This is a genomic window from Enterobacter vonholyi (assembly GCF_008364555.1).
Lineage (GTDB): Bacteria > Pseudomonadota > Gammaproteobacteria > Enterobacterales > Enterobacteriaceae > Enterobacter > Enterobacter vonholyi.
Genome location: NZ_VTUC01000003.1, coordinates 369,886 through 391,085, shown reverse-complemented (window position 1 = coordinate 391,085; position 21,200 = coordinate 369,886). Strand labels below are relative to the sequence as shown.

General features: G+C 57.6%; 20 protein-coding genes. 8 read left to right on the top strand and 12 right to left on the bottom strand.

Annotated elements, in window-relative coordinates:
- Positions 1–18: 18 nt before the first annotated feature.
- Positions 19–1,485, top strand: a complete 1,467-nt coding sequence (locus F0319_RS06255; RefSeq protein WP_149366496.1) for a pyridoxal phosphate-dependent decarboxylase family protein — start codon at positions 19–21, stop codon at positions 1,483–1,485.
- A 36-nt stretch (positions 1,486–1,521) separates the two neighbouring features.
- Here the strand turns inward: F0319_RS06255 and F0319_RS06250 are convergent, their stop codons facing one another.
- Positions 1,522–2,037: a protein disulfide oxidoreductase gene (locus F0319_RS06250; RefSeq protein ID WP_149366495.1), complete on the bottom strand. Its 516-nt coding sequence runs from the start codon at positions 2,035–2,037 to the stop codon at positions 1,522–1,524.
- A gap of 251 nt (positions 2,038–2,288) precedes the next feature.
- Between F0319_RS06250 and F0319_RS06245 the strand changes: the two genes are divergently transcribed.
- The gene (locus F0319_RS06245) at positions 2,289–2,612 is read left to right on the top strand and encodes an RcnB family protein (protein ID WP_149366494.1); all 324 of its coding nucleotides are present in this window, start codon (positions 2,289–2,291) and stop codon (positions 2,610–2,612) included.
- Complete coding sequence (locus F0319_RS06240) at positions 2,563–3,042, top strand: GNAT family N-acetyltransferase (RefSeq protein ID WP_149366493.1); 480 nt, start codon at positions 2,563–2,565, stop codon at positions 3,040–3,042. The genes F0319_RS06245 and F0319_RS06240 overlap by 50 nt, the downstream gene beginning before the upstream one ends.
- Positions 3,043–3,133: 91 nt before the next feature.
- Here the strand turns inward: F0319_RS06240 and apbC are convergent, their stop codons facing one another.
- On the bottom strand, positions 3,134–4,243 hold the full coding sequence (gene apbC / locus F0319_RS06235; protein WP_149366492.1) for an iron-sulfur cluster carrier protein ApbC: 1,110 nt from the start codon (positions 4,241–4,243) through the stop codon (positions 3,134–3,136).
- Positions 4,244–4,380: 137 nt separating this feature from the next.
- Here apbC and metG point away from each other — a divergent pair, with 137 nt between their 5' ends.
- Positions 4,381–6,414 (top strand): methionine--tRNA ligase, encoded by a 2,034-nt coding sequence (gene metG, locus F0319_RS06230; RefSeq protein ID WP_149366491.1) that lies wholly within the window; start codon positions 4,381–4,383, stop codon positions 6,412–6,414.
- 105 nt (positions 6,415–6,519) lie between these two features.
- Here the strand turns inward: metG and F0319_RS06225 are convergent, their stop codons facing one another.
- The 3 genes from F0319_RS06225 to F0319_RS06215 are packed head-to-tail and all read right to left on the bottom strand — an operon-like array spanning position 6,520 to position 9,435.
- A complete protein-coding gene (locus tag F0319_RS06225; protein ID WP_149366490.1) occupies positions 6,520–6,990 on the bottom strand; it encodes a YehS family protein in 471 nt (156 codons plus the stop codon).
- A gap of 46 nt (positions 6,991–7,036) precedes the next feature.
- A complete protein-coding gene (btsR, locus tag F0319_RS06220) occupies positions 7,037–7,756 on the bottom strand; it encodes a two-component system response regulator BtsR (RefSeq protein WP_045908659.1) in 720 nt (239 codons plus the stop codon).
- Complete coding sequence (locus F0319_RS06215) at positions 7,750–9,435, bottom strand: sensor histidine kinase (protein WP_063143803.1); 1,686 nt, start codon at positions 9,433–9,435, stop codon at positions 7,750–7,752. Before F0319_RS06215 ends, btsR begins: the two co-directional genes overlap by 7 nt.
- A gap of 217 nt (positions 9,436–9,652) precedes the next feature.
- Between F0319_RS06215 and mlrA the strand changes: the two genes are divergently transcribed.
- On the top strand, positions 9,653–10,393 hold the full coding sequence (gene mlrA, locus F0319_RS06210) for an HTH-type transcriptional regulator MlrA (RefSeq protein WP_115875827.1): 741 nt from the start codon (positions 9,653–9,655) through the stop codon (positions 10,391–10,393).
- 69 nt (positions 10,394–10,462) lie between these two features.
- A complete protein-coding gene (locus F0319_RS06205; RefSeq protein WP_008500895.1) occupies positions 10,463–10,576 on the top strand; it encodes a protein YohO in 114 nt (37 codons plus the stop codon).
- On the opposite strand, the gene F0319_RS06200 is transcribed toward F0319_RS06205, so the two are convergent.
- The 5 genes from F0319_RS06200 to bglX form a co-directional block, all read right to left on the bottom strand.
- On the bottom strand, positions 10,551–11,288 hold the full coding sequence (locus F0319_RS06200; protein ID WP_111965984.1) for an ABC transporter permease: 738 nt from the start codon (positions 11,286–11,288) through the stop codon (positions 10,551–10,553). The genes F0319_RS06205 and F0319_RS06200 overlap by 26 nt on opposite strands.
- A complete protein-coding gene (locus tag F0319_RS06195) occupies positions 11,272–12,222 on the bottom strand; it encodes an ABC transporter ATP-binding protein (RefSeq protein ID WP_149366489.1) in 951 nt (316 codons plus the stop codon). The genes F0319_RS06200 and F0319_RS06195 overlap by 17 nt, the downstream gene beginning before the upstream one ends.
- Positions 12,215–13,372 carry an ABC transporter permease gene (locus F0319_RS06190; RefSeq protein WP_149366488.1) on the bottom strand — a complete coding sequence of 386 codons (1,158 nt, stop codon included), beginning with the start codon at positions 13,370–13,372 and terminating at the stop codon, positions 12,215–12,217. The genes F0319_RS06195 and F0319_RS06190 overlap by 8 nt, the downstream gene beginning before the upstream one ends.
- A gap of 12 nt (positions 13,373–13,384) precedes the next feature.
- On the bottom strand, positions 13,385–14,302 hold the full coding sequence (osmF, locus tag F0319_RS06185) for a glycine betaine ABC transporter substrate-binding protein OsmF (protein WP_149366487.1): 918 nt from the start codon (positions 14,300–14,302) through the stop codon (positions 13,385–13,387).
- Positions 14,303–14,449: 147 nt separating this feature from the next.
- Positions 14,450–16,747 carry a beta-glucosidase BglX gene (bglX, locus tag F0319_RS06180; RefSeq protein ID WP_149366486.1) on the bottom strand — a complete coding sequence of 766 codons (2,298 nt, stop codon included), beginning with the start codon at positions 16,745–16,747 and terminating at the stop codon, positions 14,450–14,452.
- Positions 16,748–16,936: 189 nt separating this feature from the next.
- Between bglX and dld the strand changes: the two genes are divergently transcribed.
- A complete protein-coding gene (gene dld, locus F0319_RS06175; RefSeq protein WP_133294803.1) occupies positions 16,937–18,685 on the top strand; it encodes a D-lactate dehydrogenase in 1,749 nt (582 codons plus the stop codon).
- A gap of 112 nt (positions 18,686–18,797) precedes the next feature.
- Positions 18,798–19,352 (top strand): GNAT family N-acetyltransferase, encoded by a 555-nt coding sequence (locus F0319_RS06170; protein ID WP_111965978.1) that lies wholly within the window; start codon positions 18,798–18,800, stop codon positions 19,350–19,352.
- Positions 19,353–19,448: 96 nt separating this feature from the next.
- Here F0319_RS06170 and pbpG read toward each other — a convergent pair whose 3' ends face one another.
- Both pbpG and F0319_RS06160 read right to left on the bottom strand, forming a co-directional pair.
- Entirely contained in the window at positions 19,449–20,372 is a 924-nt protein-coding gene (gene pbpG / locus F0319_RS06165) for a D-alanyl-D-alanine endopeptidase (protein ID WP_111965977.1), read from the bottom strand.
- A 167-nt stretch (positions 20,373–20,539) separates the two neighbouring features.
- A complete protein-coding gene (locus F0319_RS06160) occupies positions 20,540–21,127 on the bottom strand; it encodes a Yip1 family protein (protein WP_149366485.1) in 588 nt (195 codons plus the stop codon).
- Positions 21,128–21,200 lie beyond the last annotated feature (73 nt).

Here is a 21,200-nt window from a genome sequence, read left to right as displayed (position 1 = left end):
CCGGAGTTGTTGATTACGATGTCTGATTCAAACCCAATTTTGTTCTCCTCTGCGCAGAGCATTGAAGCTTACCAGCAGGCGATTGAACAAAGCACTCAGGCTGTGATGCAGTGGCTGAAACAGCCTGAGATGTACCAGGGCAAAACGGTCGCGGAACTGCGCGACCGTATTAAGCTGGATTTCAACCCGAAAGGGCTGGGCAACGAAGCGGCGATTGAACGCGCCGTGGAGTTCTTCCTGAAAGACAGCCTGTCCGTTCATCACCCGCAGTGTGTGGCGCACCTGCACTGCCCAAGCCTGGTCGTAAGCCAGGCGGCGGAAGTGCTGATCAACGCCACTAACCAGAGTATGGACTCCTGGGATCAAAGCCCGTCCGCAACCATCATTGAGATCAAACTGATCGAGTGGCTGCGTACCCGCGTGGGTTATCAGGCTGGCGACGCGGGTGTCTTCACCAGCGGCGGTACCCAGAGCAACCTGATGGGCCTGATGCTGGCGCGCGATGCGTTCTTTGCGCGTCAGGGTCATTCCGTTCAGCAGGACGGCCTGGTAGGCGATCTGCGTAAGATCCGCGTACTGTGCTCCGAGAACGCGCACTTCTCCGTGCAGAAAAACATGGCGCTGATGGGCCTGGGCTACCAGTCCGTGGTGCAGGTGAAAACGGACGAATTCTCCCGCATGGATCTGACCGATCTGGCGGCGAAAATTGAACAGTGCAATGCGAACGGCGAGCAGATTCTGGCGATCGTCGCGACGGCAGGTACCACCGATGCCGGTGCTATCGACCCGCTGCGCGCGATTGCAGAACTGGCCGCGAAGCAGAACATCTGGGTACACGTTGATGCAGCCTGGGGCGGCGCGCTGCTGATGTCTGAGCAGTATCGTCAGTACCTTGACGGCATTGAGCTGGTGGATTCTGTGACCCTGGACTTCCACAAACAGTTCTTCCAGACCATCAGCTGCGGCGCGTTCCTGCTGAAAGAAGCGCGTCACTATGAGCTGATGCGCTATCAGGCGGCTTACCTGAACTCTGAGTTCGATGAAGAAGCGGGCGTGCCTAACCTGGTGTCCAAATCTCTGCAGACCACCCGTCGTTTTGACGCGCTGAAGCTGTGGATGAGCCTGGAAGCGCTGGGTCAGGAGCAATACGCGGCGATCATCGATCACGGCGTGACCCTGGCGCAGCAGGTTGCGGCCTACGTGAAAGCGCAGCCTGCTCTGGAACTGGTTATGCAGCCGCAGCTGGCAAGCGTTCTGTTCCGCTTCCGCGGTCAGGTGCAGACGGATGACGCGGGCATCGCCCTGCTGAACCAGAAAATTGGTGACGCGCTGCTGGAATCCGGCCGTGCGAACGTCGGTGTGACCGAGCATAACGGCGTGACCTGCCTGAAGCTGACGCTGCTGAACCCAACCGTGACGCTGGAAGATATCAAAATCCTGCTGTCTCTGGTTGAGCGCACCGCACAGGAAGTTCTGGCTAAGTAACACAAAACCCCTCTTCCGCCGGGAGAGGGGTTATTTTTACAGCCCTGCCCACCACATCCTAAATTTCAATCCCCAGTAGCTCGTCCAGCCCGTTGTGGTACTCACCACGTTCCCCTTCGACACAACCACCAGAGTTGGCGTGACGCTCACTTGCCATTGCTGCGACAAAGCACCGTTTGCATCGTTAATCACCGGCATTTTCAGCTGTTTCTTTTCAACCCAGCGCGCAAGCTTTGCATTGTCACCAGAACGCATGGCGATACTCACCACGTTCCCTCCCTCTTCTGCCAGTTGATTAACCGAGGGCGTCGTATAACGGCATATGCTGCACCAGGTCGCCCAGACGTAAATCAGCAGCGGACGCTCCTGGCTGAGCGCAGCGATATCGTGAATGTTGCCGTCGATGCTCTGCATCGGTGTTGCGCTAAAACTGGCGGGGAGCATCGGTTTTCGGTATTGATCCACACCCCACACTACGGCCAGCGTCAGCAGAACGAGTATTATCCCTTCCCGCGCCCAGCGGCGCAGTCGATTGATTTTGCGGTTGTCCATTGTGACCTCGTGTTTTAACGGAGGTCATCTTAGCGGGCATTACACCACTATGCTGTAAAGAAGTGTCGCGTCTGTTTGCTGGTGAAGATCATTTCATCGATGAGGCTTACCAAACGGAAAACGGTTATCAGGTAGGTTCATTTTTGTTACATTTTTTTTCGAACAAGCCATAGTCTGATATTTAAAATAGGCAGGTTGCCGTATTGTTGACAGGCAAAATCAAACTTAAAAACCGTTCAACTGGAGAAAAAATGGCTAAGTGTAAATGGCTGCTTCTGGGTGTCGTGATGTCTCTGGCAAGCGCGGCGAATGCAGCACCACAAGCGGCATCCGGCATCAAGGCCTATGAAGAAAAAGAGTTCATCGCTGACTTCACGAAATTCAAAATTGGCGACACGGCGCCGGCGCAGTATCAAACGCCGGAGTACACCATCAAACAGTACCAGCTGCGTAACCTGCCGGCTCCGGATGCCGGAACCCACTGGACCTACATGGGCGAGAACTATGTGCTGATCGGCGATGCGGATGGCAAAATCTACAAAGCCTACAATGGAGATATTTTCTATCACCGCTAATACCATCCTGATTCGCCCCTGGCAGGAAAGCGATCGCCCTTTCCTGCGCACGCTTTTCCTCCACGCCCGGCGTGAAGCCTGGCCATGGCTGGACGGTTCAGACTGGCAGCTTGAAGACTTTGACGCGGTAACGCGTGACGAAGTGATTTGGGTTGCCACGCAGAACGGCCATCGCCTGGGTTTTGCTTCCGTCTGGACGAACGATAATTTCCTGCACAACCTGTTTGTAGATCCGCAGTATCAGAGCATGGGCGTCGGGCATGAGTTGCTTGAACACGTGCAGAAAACGTTTACCAGTACGGGTTCGCTTAAGTGTCTGGTGAAGAATGCGCGGGCTATTGCGTTTTACCAGCGGCACGGCTGGCACATTGAGGCGACGGGTGATTCTCCGGACGGAGAGTACTATCTGATGCATTATCGGCTAGAGTAAGTCAGGTGGCGCTTCGCTTACCTGACCTACAAAACCGTATTTCGTAGGCCGGGTAAGGCGAAGCCGCCACCCGGCACTAAGCGAAGAGGTATTACACCGCGCGGAACGCGATTTCGCCCGGGATCACTTCGCCCTGCCAGTAGAGCTGCGCCGCAACGCGTCCCGCCAGCTGGCGATACATATCTGCAAATTCGCTGTCCGGACGGCTGACGACCGTCGGTTTTCCGCTGTCCAAATCTTCACGCAGGGTAATGTGCAGCGGCATCTGCCCAAGCAGTTGGGTGTGATACTTCGCGGCCAGTTTTTCTGCGCCACCGGTACCGAAGATAGGTTCGTGGTGACCGCAGTTGCTGCAGATGTGCATGCTCATGTTCTCAACGATACCGAGCACCGGCACTTCCACCTTCTCGAACATTACGATGCCTTTTTTGGCGTCGATCAGCGCGATATCCTGCGGCGTCGTCACCACAACGGCCCCCGTGACCGGAATGTTTTGCGCCAGCGTCAGCTGAATGTCACCGGTGCCCGGCGGCATATCCAGTACCAGATAATCCAGATCCGGCCACATCGTCTCCTGCAGCATCTGCAGCAGCGCTTTGCTGGCCATCGGGCCGCGCCAGACCATGGCGTTATCGTCAGTCACCAGATAACCGATGGAGTTGGTCGCCAGACCGTGCGCCATGATTGGCGCCATGTGGGTGCCGTCCGGTGAGGTTGGACGCTGGTTTTCCGCGCCCAGCATGTTCGGAATAGACGGGCCGTAGATATCGGCATCAAGAATACCGACCTTTGCCCCTTCCGCCGCCAGCGCCAGCGCCAGGTTGACGGCCGTGGAGGATTTACCTACCCCACCCTTGCCCGAACTGACGGCGATAATGTTTTTCACGCCGTTAATGCCCGGCTGGTTTTTCACACGCTTCAGCGTGGCAATGCTGTGGCTCAGCTTCCAGTCAATCGCCTTCGCGCCGGTAATGCGCAGCAGCTCAGAGCTGGTCTGCTCTTTCAGTGCGTCAAAGGCGCTGGTCCAGACGAACGGCATCTGCAGTTCAATGTGCAGGGTATCGTCCAGCCAGGCAACGTGGTGTAACGCTTTCAGCGTAGTGAGATTGTGCTTCAGGGTTGGATGCTGAAAGTTAGCCAGCGTCCCGGCGACCATTGCTCGTAAGGCTTCCGGTGATTTGGCCTGGGATTGAGAACTCATCCCGACTCCTTTGTTCTTGTGAATAAGACCTTAGATGAACAAGTTTACCTGAAAGGCCGTGGTTTGTGCTTACTTAATAATGCCCCTTTTGGTAAGATCGAAAACCCTTTTCACAGTTAAAAGAAGTAATGCCTACTATGACTCAAGTCGCGAAGAAAATTCTGGTAACGTGCGCACTGCCGTACGCCAACGGCTCAATCCACCTCGGCCACATGCTGGAGCATATCCAGGCTGATGTCTGGGTCCGTTACCAGCGAATGCGCGGCCACGAGGTTAATTTCATCTGTGCGGACGATGCCCACGGCACGCCGATCATGCTGAAAGCGCAGCAGCTGGGGATCTCCCCGGAGCAGATGATTGCCGAAATGAGTCAGGAGCATCAGACTGATTTTGCTGGCTTTGACATCAGCTATGACAACTATCACTCCACGCACAGCGACGAAAACCGCGAGCTGTCGGAGCTGATCTACACCCGTCTGAAAGAGAATGGTTTTATCAAAAACCGCACCATCTCTCAGCTGTACGATCCGGAAAAAGGCATGTTCCTGCCGGACCGTTTCGTCAAAGGCACCTGTCCGAAATGTAAATCCCCGGACCAGTACGGCGATAACTGCGAAGTGTGCGGCGCAACCTACAGCCCGACCGAGCTTATCGAGCCGAAATCCGTGGTTTCAGGCACCACGCCTGTCATGCGTGACTCCGAGCATTTCTTCTTCGACCTGCCGTCCTTCAGCGAAATGCTGCAGGCGTGGACCCGCAGCGGCGCGCTGCAGGAGCAGGTGGCGAACAAAATGCAGGAGTGGTTCGAATCCGGCCTGCAGCAGTGGGATATCTCCCGCGATGCGCCGTACTTCGGCTTTGAAATCCCGAACGCGCCGGGCAAATACTTCTACGTCTGGCTGGACGCGCCAATCGGCTACATGGGCTCCTTCAAGAACCTGTGCGACAAGCGTGGCGACACCGTGAGCTTCGACGAATACTGGAAGAAAGATTCCACGGCAGAGCTATACCACTTCATCGGTAAAGACATCGTTTACTTCCACAGCCTGTTCTGGCCGGCCATGCTGGAAGGCAGCAACTTCCGCAAGCCAACCAACCTGTTTGTTCACGGCTACGTGACGGTGAACGGCGCCAAGATGTCCAAGTCCCGCGGGACGTTCATCAAGGCCAGCACCTGGCTGAACCACTTCGATGCGGACAGCCTGCGCTACTACTACACCGCGAAGCTCTCTTCCCGCATCGACGATATCGACCTGAACCTGGAAGATTTCGTGCAGCGCGTGAACGCGGACATCGTCAACAAGGTGGTGAACCTGGCCTCCCGTAACGCGGGCTTTATCGCCAAACGCTTTGACGGCGTGATGGCCGCTGAACTGGCTGACCCTGCCCTGTACAAAACCTTTACCGACGCGGCAGCTACCATTGGCGACGCGTGGGAAACTCGTGAGTTCGGTAAAGCCGTGCGCGAAATCATGGCGCTGGCCGACCTGGCAAACCGCTACGTGGACGAGCAGGCACCGTGGGTTGTCGCTAAACAGGAAGGTCGCGATGCCGATCTGCAGGCGATCTGCTCTATGGGCATCAACCTGTTCCGCGTGCTGATGACGTACCTGAAGCCGGTTCTGCCACAGCTGGCGGCCCGTGCCGAAGCGTTCCTGAACACCGAACTGACCTGGGATGCCATCCAGCAGCCGCTGCTCGGCCACAAGGTGAACACCTTTAAAGCGCTGTACAACCGCATCGAGATGAAGCAGGTTGAAGCCCTGGTAGAAGCGTCTAAAGAAGAGGTTAAAGCGGCTGCGGCACCGGTCACCGGCCCGCTGGCAGACGATCCGATTCAGGAAACCATTACCTTCGACGATTTCGCTAAAGTCGACCTGCGCGTGGCGCTGATCGAAAACGCGGAATTCGTGGAAGGTTCTGACAAACTGCTGCGCCTGACGCTGGATCTGGGCGGCGAGAAGCGTAACGTCTTCTCCGGCATCCGTTCAGCCTACCCGGACCCGCAGGTGCTGATCGGTCGTCAGACCGTGATGGTGGCGAACCTGGCGCCGCGTAAAATGCGCTTCGGCATCTCTGAAGGGATGGTGATGGCCGCAGGCCCTGGCGGGAAAGATATCTTCCTGTTAAGCCCTGACGAAGGCGCGAAGCCGGGTCAGCAGGTGAAATAACAAAAAAGCCGGAGATTCTCTCCGGCTTTTTTTATGGCATTTTGTTTTCTCCCTCTCCCCGAGGGAGAGGGTCGGGGTGAGGTCATCAGGCCGCCCCTACCGCCTTTACGCCTTCGGGTGATGCACCCGATGGGTCAGCCCGCGCAGGAAATTACGCAGGAACTGGTCGCCGCACTCGCGGTAGTTTTTATGATCCGGCGCGCGCATCATGGCGGTGACTTCCGGCACGGATACGCGGAATTTTTGCTCGGTCATGATCGCCACGATATCGTCCGTTTTCAGCGAGAACGCGATACGCAGCTTTTTCAGCACCGTGTTATTGTTCACGCGACGCTCCAGCGCCAGCTCTGGCGCGGCAGGATCTTTGCCACGCTTATCGTAAATCAGGCCGTTCAGGAAACCCGACAGAATGATATCAGGGCAGCGGACAAAGCCCTCTTCGTCTTCTTTGGTCATCCACGTGTCAAAACCCGCAGACGTGGATTCCATGTCGGACAGCGCAAGAATGCGCACCATGTCGTTATTGTTCGCTTTCAGGGTGTAGCGCAGGCTACGAAGAATATCGTTACTTAGCATAGAGCCTTCGAATGTCGATGATGCAATGGCGCGCAGTGTACCAGCTTTACAGCCCAATCGCCTCTTTCAAACTCTTCAGGTAGCGGCGGCTGACGGGTACCGTTTGCCCGGCACGCAGCACCAGTTCGGCCTGGCCGTTATCTTCCAGGCGGATCTCCTTCAGGTGCGCCATGTTCACCAGATACTGGCGGTGGCAGCGGATCAGCGGCGTGCGGCTCTCGAGCGTGCGCAGTGTCAGCTCGGTAAATCCTTCGTTCCCTTCCGCGCTGGTGACAAACACCCCGCTCAGGCGGCTGCTGACGAACGCCACATCATCCATCTGCAGAAGATAGATCCGGCTGTGCCCGGTGCAGGGGATAAACTTCAGCGGCTGCTGGTTCTCCGGCAGCAGCGTGACGTCCTGTGCGGTCCTCTCCTGGCGTAAACGGGTGAGCGTTTTTTCAAGGCGCTTCTCTTCGATCGGCTTGAGCAGATAGTCAAACGCGTGCTCCTCAAAGGCCTTAACGGCATATTCGTCGAACGCCGTCAGAAACACGATGTAGGGACGATGTTCCGGGTCGAGCATGCCGACCATCTCCAGCCCGCTGATGCGGGGCATCTGAATATCAAGGAACAGCACGTCCGGGCGCAGCTTGTGCACCGCGCCGATGGCCTCAATGGCGTTGGCGCACTCCCCCACAATCTCAATATCCGGCTGCTCCTGCAGCAGAACGCGCAGGTTTTCCCGTGCCAGCGGCTCGTCATCCACAATCAGCACTCTTAACATGCGTTTTCCTCCAGCGGCAGTCGTACGGTAATACGGGTAAATCGGTCGGGCTCGCAGGCGACGGTAATGCCACAGTCATCGCCAAAATGGGCGCGCAGGCGTTTATCCACCAGGCTCATCCCTAAACCGCCGGAGGCGGAAGGCTGGTAAAGCCCGGCATTATCTTCAATATCCAGCACCAGATGGTGGTTAAAACGGCTGGCGGCAATGGTTATCTCCCCTGTACCCAGGAGCTGTGACGTGCCGTGCTTAATGGCGTTTTCGACAATAGGCTGCAGGGTAAAAGCCGGGAGGTGCTGATACGCCAGCTCGTCCGGCACGGAGAGCGTCACCTGCAGGCGCGACTGGAAACGCGCCTGCTCAATCTGCAGATAGGCGTTCACGTGCTCAATCTCGTCGGCGAGGGTCACGATCTCAGACGGCCGCTTCAGGTTCTTGCGGAAAAAGGTCGACAGAAACTGCACCAGCTGCGCGGCCTGATCGCTGTCGCGGCGGATCACCGCTTTGAGCGTGTTGAGGGCATTAAACAGGAAATGCGGGTTGACCTGGGCATGCAGCAGCTTAATTTCAGACTGCGTCAGCAGGGCTTTCTGCCGCTCATACTGTCCGGCGAGGATTTGTGCGGACAGCAGCTGGGCGATCCCCTCCCCCAGCGTGCGGTTGATCGAGCTGAAAAGACGGTTTTTTGCCTCATACAGCTTGATAGTCCCCATCACCCGCTGATTTTCCCCGCGCAGCGGAATCACCAGCGTGGAGCCCAGCTTGCACTGCGGATGCAGCGAACAGCGATAAGGCACTTCGTTACCGTCGGCATACACCACTTCGCCGGTTTCGATGGCGCGCAGCGTATAGGCTGAGGAGATCGGTTTACCCGGCAGATGGTGATCGTCCCCGGTGCCGGTAAAAGCCAGCAGCCGCTCGCGGTCGGTTATGGCCACCGCGCCGATATCCAGCTCCTTGTAGAGCACCTGCGCGACCTTCATGCTGTTTTCTTCGTTAAACCCCTGGCGCAGGATCCCTTCGGTCGAGGCGGCGACCTTCAGCGCCGTGGCGGAAAACGCCGAGGTGTACTTCTCAAACATAGCGCGCTTGTCGAGCAGAATGCGCATAAACAGCGCCGCACCCACGGTGTTAGTCACCATCATCGGGGCGGCAATGCTGCTGACCAGGTGAAGCGCATCTTCAAACGGACGGGCAATGAGCAGAATGATCGCCATCTGCGCCATTTCGGCCACAAAGGTAATGGCTCCGGCGGTGAGCGGGCTGAAGACTTTATCCGGACGGCCGCGCTTAATCATATAGCTGTGCACCAGGCCGCCGAGCAGCCCTTCCACGATCGTGGAGATCATGCAGCTCAGCGCCGTCATCCCGCCCATGGAATAGCGATGCAGCCCCCCGGTTAAACCGACAAGGCCACCGACGACGGGACCGCCCAGCAGCCCCCCCATCACCGCGCCAATCGCGCGCGTGTTGGCAATAGAGTCTTCGATATGGAGACCAAAATAAGTCCCCATGATGCAGAAAATAGAGAAGGTGACGTAGCAGAGCAACTTATGCGGCAGACGAACGGTGACCTGCATCAGCGGGATAAACAGGCGCGTTTTGCTCATCAGCCAGGCAATGACAAGAAACACGCACATCTGCTGAAGCAACAGCAGCACCAGATTAAACTCGTACATACTCAAAACCGCACACGCTAAAAACGCGTAACATACACTGATGCGGGGTTACTTTCTTTGAAGCATTCCAAAAAAGCACAAAATCGTGTCCGTTATCACACCTTTTTCTGAATATCGTGCATGCTTCGCATTGTTTGTTCAAAAATCAATCAACCCTTCCTGGTTCGCAAAAGTGGGTCTACAGTTAAGCTGGGAACGCGTAAGCCAGGGGGCGAATATGGCGTTTTACACGATAGGTGAAGTGGCACTCCTTTGTGATATCAATCCCGTTACCCTACGGGCGTGGCAGCGACGGTATGGATTGCTCAAACCGCAAAGGACCGACGGCGGGCATCGCCTTTTCAATGAGGCCGATATTGACCGCATCCGCGAGATTAAGAGCTGGATCGACAACGGGGTGCAGGTCGGCAAAGTGAAGTCTCTGCTGAGCCACGACGACCCGGACACGCAGCACCTCTGGCGCGAACAACAGGAAACCCTGCTGCGGCTCCTGCAGGCAGGCAATCTTCAGCGCCTGCGCGCATGGATAAAAGAGCAGGGCCGCGACTATCCGGCACAGACGCTGATCTCCCATCTTTTCATTCCGCTCCGTCGACGCCTGCAGTGCCAGCAGTCCACCCTGCAGGCGCTGCTCAGCATGCTCGACGGGGTGCTGATCAACTATATTGCCGTCTGCCTTGCCTCAGCGAAGAACAAAGCCGGAAAAGATGCGCTGGTAGTCGGCTGGAACGTGCACGATACCACCCGCCTGTGGCTGGAAGCGTGGATTGCCACCCAGAAGGGCTGGCGCGTGGATGTTCTGGCGCACTCGCTGGCTCAGCTTAAGCCTGAGTTTTTCGACGGCCAGACCCTGCTGGTCTGGTGTGGCGAAGTGCCGTCCGCCACGCAGCAGCAGCTTCTGATGGAATGGCGAGAAAATGGTTACCCGGTTTATTCCCTTGGGCCGGATGAGCCATAACGGCATTTAATGGTTCATTAACAGCTGCGCTTCACCGTATAATTGTTCCGTTAACAACAGGAGCACATGATGAAGGCAACCAAACTGGCCATTATTACCCTTTTTGTCCTGATGGCCGTGAGCGGTATCGGCGGCGTGATGCTGGCAGGGTACTCGTTTATTGTTCGCGGCGGTGTCGGCTGAGGTACAGCGTCAGCCGCTCAAAAAGGCGATCGACGACGATGGCCGCCAGCGCGACCAGCACCGCCCCCTGCACAATATAAGCCGTATTAAACCCGCTTAAGCCGATAATGATCGGCGTCCCCAGCGTATTGGCACCGACCGTCGACGCAATGGTCGCCGTCCCGATGTTAATGATGACCGACGTGCGGATCCCGGCAATAATAACCGGCGCCGCAAGCGGCAGTTCAACCTTGCGCAGCCGCTGGCCGCGACTCATCCCCATCCCTTCTGCCACGCTCAGCACTGACGCCGGTACCGCCGCGAGGCCCGCCAGCGTGCCCTGCAGCACCGGCAATACGCCGTATAGAATCAGCGCAATGATCGCCGGCTGCTGACCAAAGCCCATCACCGGAACCGCTATCGCCAGCACCGCCACCGGGGGGAACGTCTGACCAATGGCCGCAATCGTCTCCACCAGCGGGCGAAACTCCCGGCCCGCAGGCCGCGTGACCGCGATGCCCGCCCCCACGCCCAGCACGACCGCGATAGCGCTTGAGAGTGCCACCAGCCAGAGATGCGCCAGGGCGAGATTAATAAAGCTCTCCTGCTGATACACCGGCCGCGGCAGCCCGGGAAAAAGGCTGTTAAACAGCGCCGCGCTGTGGGGCATCAGAAACAGCAAGGCGACAAAGAGCGCTACCAGCCAGAGGAGCGGATCACGCAGTGCCTTCACGCGTCACCTCCCCGGCCAGCAGATCGCGAAAATGTAAGGTTCCGCACGGAGCCCCCCGGTCATCCGAGACGGGCAATACCTCGCACTGTCGCGCGACAAACGCGGAGAGGGCATCCCGCAGGCTCATCTGCGCCTGCAGCGGTTCGCCGCTCACCGGCACCTCTTCCCGGCGCATATAGTCGCTGACCGTCCGCAGGGAGAGAAGCCTGACGCCCAGCTCGCTGCGGCCAAAAAACTCGCGCACAAAGTCGTTCTTCGGCCAGGTTAACAGCTCAAGCGGCGAGCCCTGCTGCACCACTTCGCCATGATCCATCAGCACCAGATGGTCGGCCAGGCGCAGGGCTTCATCAATATCGTGCGTCACGAGAACGATCGTGCGTCCGAGAATGCGGTGAATGCGGGTCATCTCCGCCTGCAGCACCCCGCGCGTGACCGGGTCCAGCGCGCCGAAGGGTTCATCCATTAGCAGTACCTGCGGGTTGGCCGCCAGCGCGCGCGCCACGCCCACGCGCTGCTGCTGCCCGCCGGAAAGCTGGTGCGGATAGCGATCGCGCAGCGCGGGCTCTAAACCCAGCAGGGACATTAGTTCATCCACCCGGTCAGCGATTTTCGCCCGCGACCACTTCTCCAGCTGCAGCACGGTGGCGATGTTCTGCGCCACCGTCCAGTGGGGAAACAGGCCGATAGACTGAATGGCATAGCCCATCCGACGGCGCAGCTCCAGCACCGGCAGGCTGCGGATCTCTTCTCCGGCAAAGCGAATCAGCCCGCTGTCATGCTCAACCAGACGGTTGATCATCTTCAGCGTGGTGGATTTTCCCGAGCCCGAGGTGCCAATCAGCACGGAGAACGCCCCCTCGGCAAAGTTCAGGTTCAGATGGCTCGCCGCCGGGCGACCGGCAAAGGTTTTACTGACATCATGAAATTCAATCATTGGCTCTTCTCCCGAGCAGCGCGAGCCATAAGGCAAACAATGCGTCGACGACCACCGCCAGCGCAATCGTGGGCACCACGCCCAATAGCACCAGATCCAGAGCGCTGCTCAGCAGCCCCTGGAACACCAGCGCGCCAAAGCCACCCGCGCCAATCAGCGCCGCAATCACCGCCATGCCGACGGTTTGAACCGCCACCACACGCAGGCTGCGCAGCAGCAAGGGCAGCGCCAGCGGGAGCTGAATCTTCCAGAAACACTGACGCGCGCTCATTCCCATCGCATGGGCGCTTTCCAGCACGTCAGGTGCGACCTGACCTAAGCCCGCGACCACGCCGCGCACCAGCGGAAGCAGCGCATACAGCACCAGCGCGATAAGCGCGGGCGTTAACCCCGTCCCGGCGACACCGAGCGTTCCGAGCACCGGGAATGACTTCACCAGCCCGGCCAACGGCGCAATCAGCAGGCCAAACAGCGCAACGGAAGGAATGGTCTGGATAACGTTGAGTACGGCAAATACCCCACCCTGGCGTGAAGGATGGCGATAGCACCACATGCCAAGGGGGATCCCAACCAGAAGCGCCGGAAAGAGCGTACCGAAGAGGATCGTCAGGTGCTGCGCGAGGGCATCATCAAACACCTCCTGACGGTTGGCGTACTCTTTTAGCAGCGAGAGGTTGTTCAGCTCACCGCTGAACAGCAGGAACAATGGAATACACCATATCTGCGCATTGAGCACCCAGCGCCAGACCGCGCTGGCGATGAGTCGACGAATGGCATCGCTGCAGGCCAGCAGACACAGCGCCAGCCACAGCCACAGGCCGCTGCCGATAGTGGTTCTCGCGAGCGGACTTTCCGCCGATGCCATATGCGTCGCCGCCAGCCCGGCGCTCCAGAACAGCACGATGAAGAGCCCTTCAGAGAGGAGCAGCGTCAGCCACTGCGCCGGGCGTCCCTGCCAAAGCGACAGGATCACCCACGCGCTCAGCGACACCACAAGCCACCCCGGCGTAAACGACCAGACCTGCCAGAGCGCTTTGCCCTCCCCCGACATCAGGCGGTTTGGGGCAACGTTGACAAACGGTAACGCGACCGCCGTGATGGCCACGCAGGCCAGCAGCAGCAGGACGCGGTTATGACATTTTATTGGCACAGCCCTTTCCCGTTACTTCACAAGCCCTTGTTGTTTCAGGAAGTCGGCGGCCACTTTTTTGGCATCCAGCCCCTCGACGGCAATGCTGGCATTCAGCTGCTGCAGCGTTTTTTCATCCAGCTTTTCGAAAACCGGTTTGAGCCATTCGGCAATCTCCGGATAGGCTTTCAGTACCGTCTCACGCACGACCGGGGTCGGAGCGTAAATCGGCTGTACGCCTTTAGGATCGGTCAGGGTTTGCAGGCCGAGCGCCGCCACCGGGCCGTCGGTGCCGTAGGCCATTGCCGCGTTAACGCCGGAGGTTTGCTGCGCCGCCGCTTTGATGGTTACCGCCGTATCCCCGCCCGCCAGCGAGAGCAGCTGAGCCTGGTCGAGCTTGAAGTCGTAGGCTTTTTCGAACGCCGGAAGCGCGTCAGGACGCTCGATAAACTCCGCGGACGCAGCCAGCTTAAAGTCGCCCTTCTCTTTCAGGTAGCGGCTGAGATCCGCCAGAGAAGTCAGCTTCCCTTTCTCCGCCACGTCCTTGCGCACGGCGATAGTCCAGGTGTTGTTGGCCGGTGCCGGGGTCAGCCAGACCAGTTTGTTCTGTTCCGCGTCGAGTTTTTTGACTTTCTCATACCCGGCTTTGGCGTTTTTCCATGCCGGATCGTTTTCATCTTTGAAGAAGAATGCGCCGTTGCCGGTGTATTCCGGGTAGATATCCAGCTCGCCGGATGTAATCGCGCCGCGCACGACGGGCGTGGTGCCGAGCTGGACTTTATTGACCGTTTTCACGCCGTGACTTTCCAGTACCTGCAAAATAATATTACCGAGCAGCGCGCCTTCGGTATCGATCTTTGAGCCCACTTTTACCGGCTCCGCCGCCTGTAACGGCAGGCTCAGCGCCGCCAGTAACACCGCAGATCCCAACATCCCCTTTGCAATCGTCATTCCGCTATCCTCATTTTTTTGCTGCCTTTTTCAGAGGCTTGAGAGAAAAGCGTAGCTTAAAACGGCGGAATTAACCGTCAAAATGCCTTTTTAGCATAAGGTAAGACGCCTCCCCCGCAGGACGGGGGGAGGCAAAGGAGGGAAAGGTTACAGCAGCTCGAACTCGCCTCTATTCACGCGGGCGGAGTCCACGCCGATAAAGACGTTAAATTTGCCCGGTTCCGCATCATATTTCATCTGCTGGTTCCAGAACTTCAGCGCATCCACGTCGATCGGGAAGCTGATGGTTTTGGTTTCCCCAGGCTTGAGGTTGACCTTCTCGAAGCCGCGCAGCTGCTTCACCGGACGGCTCATCGACGCGGTAACATCCTGAACGTACATCTGAATCACCGTAGCCCCTTCGCGCTTGCCGGTGTTGGTTACCTCGACGCTGGCGGTAACGTTGCCGTCACGCTTCAGGGTCGGCGCCGACATTTTCACGTCAGAGACCTTAAAGGTGGTGTAGCTCAGGCCGTAACCAAACGGATACAGCGGGCCGTTAGCTTCGTCGAAGTAACGAGACGTGTACTTGTTCGGCTTGTCAGCATTGTACGGACGACCGGTGTTCAGGTGGCTGTAGTAAACCGGGATCTGCCCGACGGAGCGCGGGAAGGACATCGGCAGCTTGCCCGACGGGTTGTAATCCCCAAACAGCACGTCGGCGATGGCGTTACCGCCTTCGGTACCGGCGAACCACGTTTCCAGAATGGCGTCAGCCTGCTGGTCTTCTTTCACCAGCGCCAGCGGGCGACCGTTCATCAGCACCAGCACCAGCGGCTTGCCGGTCGCTTTCAGGGCTGCGATCAGATCGCGCTGGCTCTGTGGAATCGTGATATCGGTACGGCTGGAGGCTTCGTGCGCCATACCCTGCGCTTCCCCCACGACCGCGACCACGACGTCAGACTGCTTAGCGGCGTTCACCGCCTCGTCAATCATCTCCTTCGGCGTGCGCGGATCGACCTTCACCGCTTCCTCGTACTGGTTGAGGAAGGTCACGATGTCTTTATCGTTGGTAACGTTCGCCCCTTTGGCATAGACCACTTTGGCGTTTTCACCGACGGCACTCTTGATACCGGTCAGCACGGTCACGGACTGGTCAGCCACGCCCGCGGCAGACCAGCTGCCCATCACGTCGCGCTTGCTGTCGGCCAGCGGCCCCACAACGGCAATGGTGCCGGATTTTTTCAACGGCAACGTGTCGAGGCGGTTTTTCAGCAGCACCAGGCTTTCGCGCGCCACGTCACGCGCTTCTTTGCGATGCAGGCGGCTTTCAGCGTTGGTATCTGCCGGGTCAGAGTCTTTCGGGCCCAGGTGGCTGTACGGATCGTTAAACAGCCCCATGTCGTATTTCACGTTCAGCACGTGGCGCGCGGCATCGTCCAGCTCCGCCATCGTTACCTTGCCGCTCTTCACAAGCCCAGGCAGGTATTTGCTGTAGTACTCGTCGCTCATGCTCATGTTGATGCCGGACTTGAGCGCGACGCGCACCGCGTCTTCCGGATCGGAGGCGGTACCGTGTTTGATCAGCTCTTTAATCGCGCCGTGGTCGGAAACGGTGATGCCCTTAAAGCCCCACTGGTCGCGCAGCACGTCTTTCAGCAGCCAGGAATCGGACGTCGCAGGCGTGCCGTTCAGCGAGTTCAACGCTACCATCACCGCGCCGCTGCCCGCATCAAGCCCTGCCTTGTACGGCGGCATGTAGTCGTTGAACAGGCGCTGCGGGCTCATGTCGACGGTGTTGTACTCTTTCCCGCCTTCAACCGCGCCATAGGCCGCAAAGTGTTTGACACTGGTCATCACCGAGTAGCGGTCCGCCGGGCTTTTACCCTGCATCGCTTCCACCATGGTTTTACCCATCGTGGAGGTTAAGTACGTATCTTCACCAAAGCCTTCCGAGCCGCGGCCCCAGCGCGGATCGCGCGAGACGTCCACCATGGGCGCCCAGGTCATGTTCAGGCCGTCGTCCGCCGCTTCATACGCCGACACGCGCCCGACGGTTTTCACCGCGTCGAGGTTAAAGGAAGACGCTAAGCCGAGGCTAATCGGGAAGACGGTACGCTGGCCGTGCACCACGTCATAGGCGAAGAACAGCGGAATCTTCAGGCGGCTGAGATCCATCACCTGGTCCTGCATCTTGCGGATATCCTGGCGGGTGACGGTATTAAAGATGGCCCCTACCTGCCCGTCTTTGATCATCTCTCGGATGGCCTCTTTCGGGTTATCCGGGCCGACGCTGATCAGACGCAGCTGGCCGATTTTCTCATCGACCGTCATTTTCTTGAGCAATTCCGTGACAAACGCATCCCGCGCTTCAGGCGTGAGCGGGTGATTGCCAAACAAATCCTCTGCCAGCGCAGGTTGCAGCGCCAGGCTGACGGCGACACCTACAGAACATAGCCATTTCATGTCGTTTTACTCTCTCATCAATAACCGCCGGACGATCTCGGCCATACCGTGCGAAAAGCGCAGTGTGCCACAAACCCTCTGAACGTTGCAGGGTTATTCTCTGATTTTTCTCGTGAATACTCGACCGCTTAACAGTTAATCGCGCTATGCTTTACAGCGAGAAATTTGCCCCACCACAAGGAGTGGAAGATGTCTTCTGTTCGAACTGACGATAACAAAGCATTTATTAACGAACTGTCGCGCCTGGTTGGCTCCTCTCACCTGCTTACCGACCCGGCTAAAACCGCCCGCTACCGCAAGGGCTTCCGCTCCGGTCAGGGCGAGGCGCTGGCGGTGGTTTTCCCCGGCACGCTGCTGGAACTGTGGCGCGTGCTGAGCGCCTGCGTCGCGGCCGACAAGATTATTTTAATGCAGGCGGCCAACACCGGCCTGACCGAAGGCTCCACGCCGAACGGCAACGATTACGATCGTGACATCGTGATTATCAGTACCCTGCGTCTCGACAAGCTGCACCTGCTGGACAAGGGCGAGCAGGTGCTCGCGTTCCCCGGCACCACGCTTTACTCCCTCGAAAAAGCGCTCAAGCCGCTGGGCCGCGAACCGCACTCGGTGATTGGCTCCTCCTGCATTGGCGCCTCGGTGGTCGGCGGGATCTGCAATAACTCCGGCGGCTCGCTGGTGCAGCGCGGCCCGGCGTATACCGAGATGTCGCTGTTTGCCCGTATTGACGAAAACGGCAAGCTGACGCTGGTGAACCATCTGGGAATCGATCTCGGCGTGACGCCAGAACAGATCCTCAGCAAGCTTGACGACGATCGCGTGAAGGACGAAGACGTGCAGCACGACGGTCGTCATGCGCACGATCACGACTACGTGACCCGCGTACGGGATATCGACGCCGATACGCCGGCGCGCTACAACGCCGACCCGGACCGCCTGTTTGAATCCTCCGGTTGCGCCGGGAAGCTTGCCGTTTTTGCTGTGCGTCTGGATACCTTCCCGGCAGAGAAAAAGCAGCAGGTATTTTACATCGGTACCAATCAGCCTGAGGTTCTGACGGAAATCCGCCGTCATATTCTGGGCGAATTCAGCAATCTTCCGGTGGCGGGCGAGTACATGCACCGGGACATTTACGACATCGCCGAACGTTACGGCAAAGATACCTTCCTGATGATCGACAAGCTCGGCACCGACAAAATGCCGTTCTTCTTCACCATGAAGGGCCGCACCGATGCGATGCTGGAGAAAGTGTCGCTGTTTAAACCCCACTTCACCGACCGCTTTATGCAGAAGCTGGGCAACGTTTTCCCGGCGCATTTACCGGAGAGAATGAAAACCTGGCGCGACAAGTACGAACATCACCTGCTGCTGAAAATGGCCGGGGACGGGATTGCCGAAGCGCAGTCCTGGCTGACCGAATACTTCAAAACCGCCGAAGGGGATTTCTTTGCCTGTACGCCTGAAGAGGGCAGCAAAGCCTTCCTGCACCGTTTTGCCGCCGCAGGCGCAGCCATCCGTTATCAGGCGGTGCATTCCGAAGAAGTGGAAGATATTCTGGCGCTGGATATCGCCCTGCGGCGTAACGACACCGACTGGTTCGAGCATCTCCCGCCGGAAATCGACAGCAAGCTGGTGCACAAGCTCTATTACGGCCATTTTATGTGTTATGTCTTCCATCAGGATTACATTGTCAAAAAAGGGGTCGACGCACACGAACTGAAGGAGCAGATGCTCGCCCTTCTGCGTGAACGCGGCGCACAATATCCTGCGGAACATAACGTCGGACATCTTTATGAAGCCCCTGACGCACTTAAGCAGTTTTATCGCGAGAATGACCCTACAAACAGCATGAATCCCGGCATTGGTAAAACAACGCGGAAGAAATACTGGAAAGAGAGCGCAGACGCGGAGCAGCGCATAACGCAAACGTCTGATTAATTCCTACAGCCAAATTTGAGAGATTGTTAAGCGCTCCTTAATCGTAATAGAGTAACTGCTTATCGCCGGAGAAACGTTTCTCCGGCTTTCTATAACGAGGAGCAGGCACATCATGTCGGCTGTTGATGTTTTATCCGAGACCGAACTGGAAGTGCGCGACGCCCTTCCCGATGATGTGCATGCTATTGCCGCGATCTATGCATGGCATGTGCTTCACGGGCGCGCGTCGTTTGAAGAAGTCCCCCCCACCATCGACGAAATGCGACATCGCATGAAAAGCGTGGCTGAGAACGGTTTACCGTGGCTTATCGCGCTGTATCGCGGCATCGTGGTGGGCTACTGCTACGCGACGCCTTACCGTCCACGGCACGCCTACCGCTATACCCTGGAAGAGTCGATTTACGTTGATGCCAGCATCACCGGGCGCGGTTTTGGCTCGGCACTGATGGATGCGCTGATTGAACGCTGCGAGCAAGGGCCGTGGCGGCAAATGATTGCCGTGGTGGGAGATGGCAATAATAATGCCGGCTCGTTGCGGCTGCATAAAAAGCACGGCTTCGAGATTGTCGGTCAGCTGCGCAGCGTAGGCTATAAGAAAGGTGACTGGCGGGATACGGTGATTATGCAGCGTCCGCTCAACGATGGTGACTGGACGCTGCCGGAATAAACGCAGAGCGGTCTGGTGCCCTCACCCCGGCCCTCTCCCACAGGGAGAGGGAGAAAACATAAAAAACGGTAACATGCGTTACCGTTTTGCTTTTACCTAATCGTTCTGCGCCGTCGCCATCTGCTCGGCTTTCTGCTTTTTATACGTCAGTGCCGCGGCCGGTACAGGCTGCACTTTTCCGGTTTCAATCCAGGTACGCAGGCGGCTCGCGTCCGCGAAGTGGGTATATTTGCCGAAGGCATCCATCACCACCAGCGCCACTGGCTTACCGTTAAACACGGTGCGCATCACCAGACAGTGTCCTGCCGCGTTGGTAAAGCCGGTTTTCGTTAGCTGAATATTCCAGTTATCCCGGTAAACCAGATGGTTAGTATTGCGGAACGGCAGCGTATAGGCCGGGTTCGCAAAGGTCGCCATCTCTTCACGGGTGGTACTGAGCTGACCAATCAGCGGATACTGTTTGCTGGCAATCAGCAGTTTCGTCAGATCGCGCGCCGTGGAGACGTTGTTGATCGACAGCCCCGTCGGTTCAACGTAGTGCGTATTGTTCATCCCCAGCGCTTTGGCTTTTGCGTTCATCGCGCGGATAAAGGCGTCGTAGCCGCCCGGATAGTGGTGCGCCAGGCTCGCCGCCGCGCGGTTTTCAGACGACATTAGCGCCAGCAGCAGCATATTTTTACGGCTGATTTCACTGTTCAGCCGCACGCGAGAGTAGATCCCCTTCATCTCCGGCGTGTGGCTGATATCCACTTTCAGCTTTTCGTCCAGCGGCAGATGTGCATCAAGCACCACCATCGCGGTCATTAATTTGGTAATTGAGGCGATCGGGCGCACCAGGTCAGGATGGCTGGCATAGATCACCTTATTGGTGTTGAGATCGACAATCATCGCGCTGCCGGACGCAATTTGCGGTTGAGCAGCGGCGGCGCTCACCGCGGGCGTTTTGGCGACGGCCGGCACGGCAGCGGACGCGCCCAGCAGCAGCGCCAGGCTAAGTAAAGAGACTCGGAATTTCTGCATGGTGAGACTTCTGATAATTATTCACGCACGTCATGACGTACACCGCCTGTATCAACGGATAAACACAGGCTGGCTTCGGCATCATAGCGGTCACCGGGCGTTGTCGCCAGCGGATAATCGTGAACAGATGCTGCATTGCTGGCATTTACGCCAGCAATGCAGTGAACTCAGAAGAGACGGTATCCGTAACCCCAAAGAATAACCGTCAGCGCCAGTAGCGCCTCCAGCACCAGCACCCCAATGGCGAGTGTTGAACTGGAAAAACTCAGGCCTTCTTCTTTATTGATATTCAGGAAGGTTGGAACCCCCAGATACAGCAGATACCCGGTGTAAAAGAGGGCAATGGTACCGATCAGCGCGCACAGCCAGACCAGTGGATAGAGCGCAACAATACCGCTTAAGAACAGCGGGGTCGCGACATATCCGGCAAAGACCATACAGTGCGCCAGCGATGGACGCTGCGGATAGTTACGCGCCATCCAGTGTATGACGCGCCCCATAACCGCCACACCCGCCAGCATCAGGCCATAAAAAACGATGGCCAGATAAAGCCCGGTAAACCAGGAAAGCTGAACTACGGTGCCGTCACCGAAGTTCCAGCCGATTTGTGTTGTTCCGATAAAGGTGCATATTACCGGCACCGCAGCCATCAGCAGCACATGGTGCGTGTAATGATGCGAGACCGTTTCGTTCTCACTTTTAATGACATGCATTTCACGATCGGGATGGGAGAAAAGTCCCCAGACATGGTTCATAGCGCCCCCTTGTTGTCGGCCCGTCAGCGATACCTTAAGTATAATGCAGGCTTTAGATTATTTTATGTACAGT

What these genes read in the sequence shown, in the direction of transcription:
- metG (WP_149366491.1), top strand. Translation starts at nt 4,381, where the DNA reads ATGACTCAAGTCGCGAAGAAAATTCTGGTAACGTGCGCACTGCCGTAC.
- F0319_RS06205 (WP_008500895.1), top strand. Translation starts at nt 10,463, where the DNA reads ATGAAGGCAACCAAACTGGCCATTATTACCCTTTTTGTCCTGATGGCC.
- mlrA (WP_115875827.1), top strand. Translation starts at nt 9,653, where the DNA reads ATGGCGTTTTACACGATAGGTGAAGTGGCACTCCTTTGTGATATCAAT.
- F0319_RS06245 (WP_149366494.1), top strand. Translation starts at nt 2,289, where the DNA reads ATGGCTAAGTGTAAATGGCTGCTTCTGGGTGTCGTGATGTCTCTGGCA.
- osmF (WP_149366487.1), bottom strand. Translation starts at nt 14,302, where the DNA reads ATGACGATTGCAAAGGGGATGTTGGGATCTGCGGTGTTACTGGCGGCG.
- F0319_RS06240 (WP_149366493.1), top strand. Translation starts at nt 2,563, where the DNA reads ATGGCAAAATCTACAAAGCCTACAATGGAGATATTTTCTATCACCGCT.
- F0319_RS06215 (WP_063143803.1), bottom strand. Translation starts at nt 9,435, where the DNA reads ATGTACGAGTTTAATCTGGTGCTGCTGTTGCTTCAGCAGATGTGCGTG.
- btsR (WP_045908659.1), bottom strand. Translation starts at nt 7,756, where the DNA reads ATGTTAAGAGTGCTGATTGTGGATGACGAGCCGCTGGCACGGGAAAAC.
- F0319_RS06250 (WP_149366495.1), bottom strand. Translation starts at nt 2,037, where the DNA reads ATGGACAACCGCAAAATCAATCGACTGCGCCGCTGGGCGCGGGAAGGG.
- apbC (WP_149366492.1), bottom strand. Translation starts at nt 4,243, where the DNA reads ATGAGTTCTCAATCCCAGGCCAAATCACCGGAAGCCTTACGAGCAATG.
- pbpG (WP_111965977.1), bottom strand. Translation starts at nt 20,372, where the DNA reads ATGCAGAAATTCCGAGTCTCTTTACTTAGCCTGGCGCTGCTGCTGGGC.
- F0319_RS06170 (WP_111965978.1), top strand. Translation starts at nt 18,798, where the DNA reads ATGTCGGCTGTTGATGTTTTATCCGAGACCGAACTGGAAGTGCGCGAC.
- F0319_RS06255 (WP_149366496.1), top strand. Translation starts at nt 19, where the DNA reads ATGTCTGATTCAAACCCAATTTTGTTCTCCTCTGCGCAGAGCATTGAA.
- F0319_RS06195 (WP_149366489.1), bottom strand. Translation starts at nt 12,222, where the DNA reads ATGATTGAATTTCATGATGTCAGTAAAACCTTTGCCGGTCGCCCGGCG.
- bglX (WP_149366486.1), bottom strand. Translation starts at nt 16,747, where the DNA reads ATGAAATGGCTATGTTCTGTAGGTGTCGCCGTCAGCCTGGCGCTGCAA.
- dld (WP_133294803.1), top strand. Translation starts at nt 16,937, where the DNA reads ATGTCTTCTGTTCGAACTGACGATAACAAAGCATTTATTAACGAACTG.
- F0319_RS06160 (WP_149366485.1), bottom strand. Translation starts at nt 21,127, where the DNA reads ATGAACCATGTCTGGGGACTTTTCTCCCATCCCGATCGTGAAATGCAT.
- F0319_RS06225 (WP_149366490.1), bottom strand. Translation starts at nt 6,990, where the DNA reads ATGCTAAGTAACGATATTCTTCGTAGCCTGCGCTACACCCTGAAAGCG.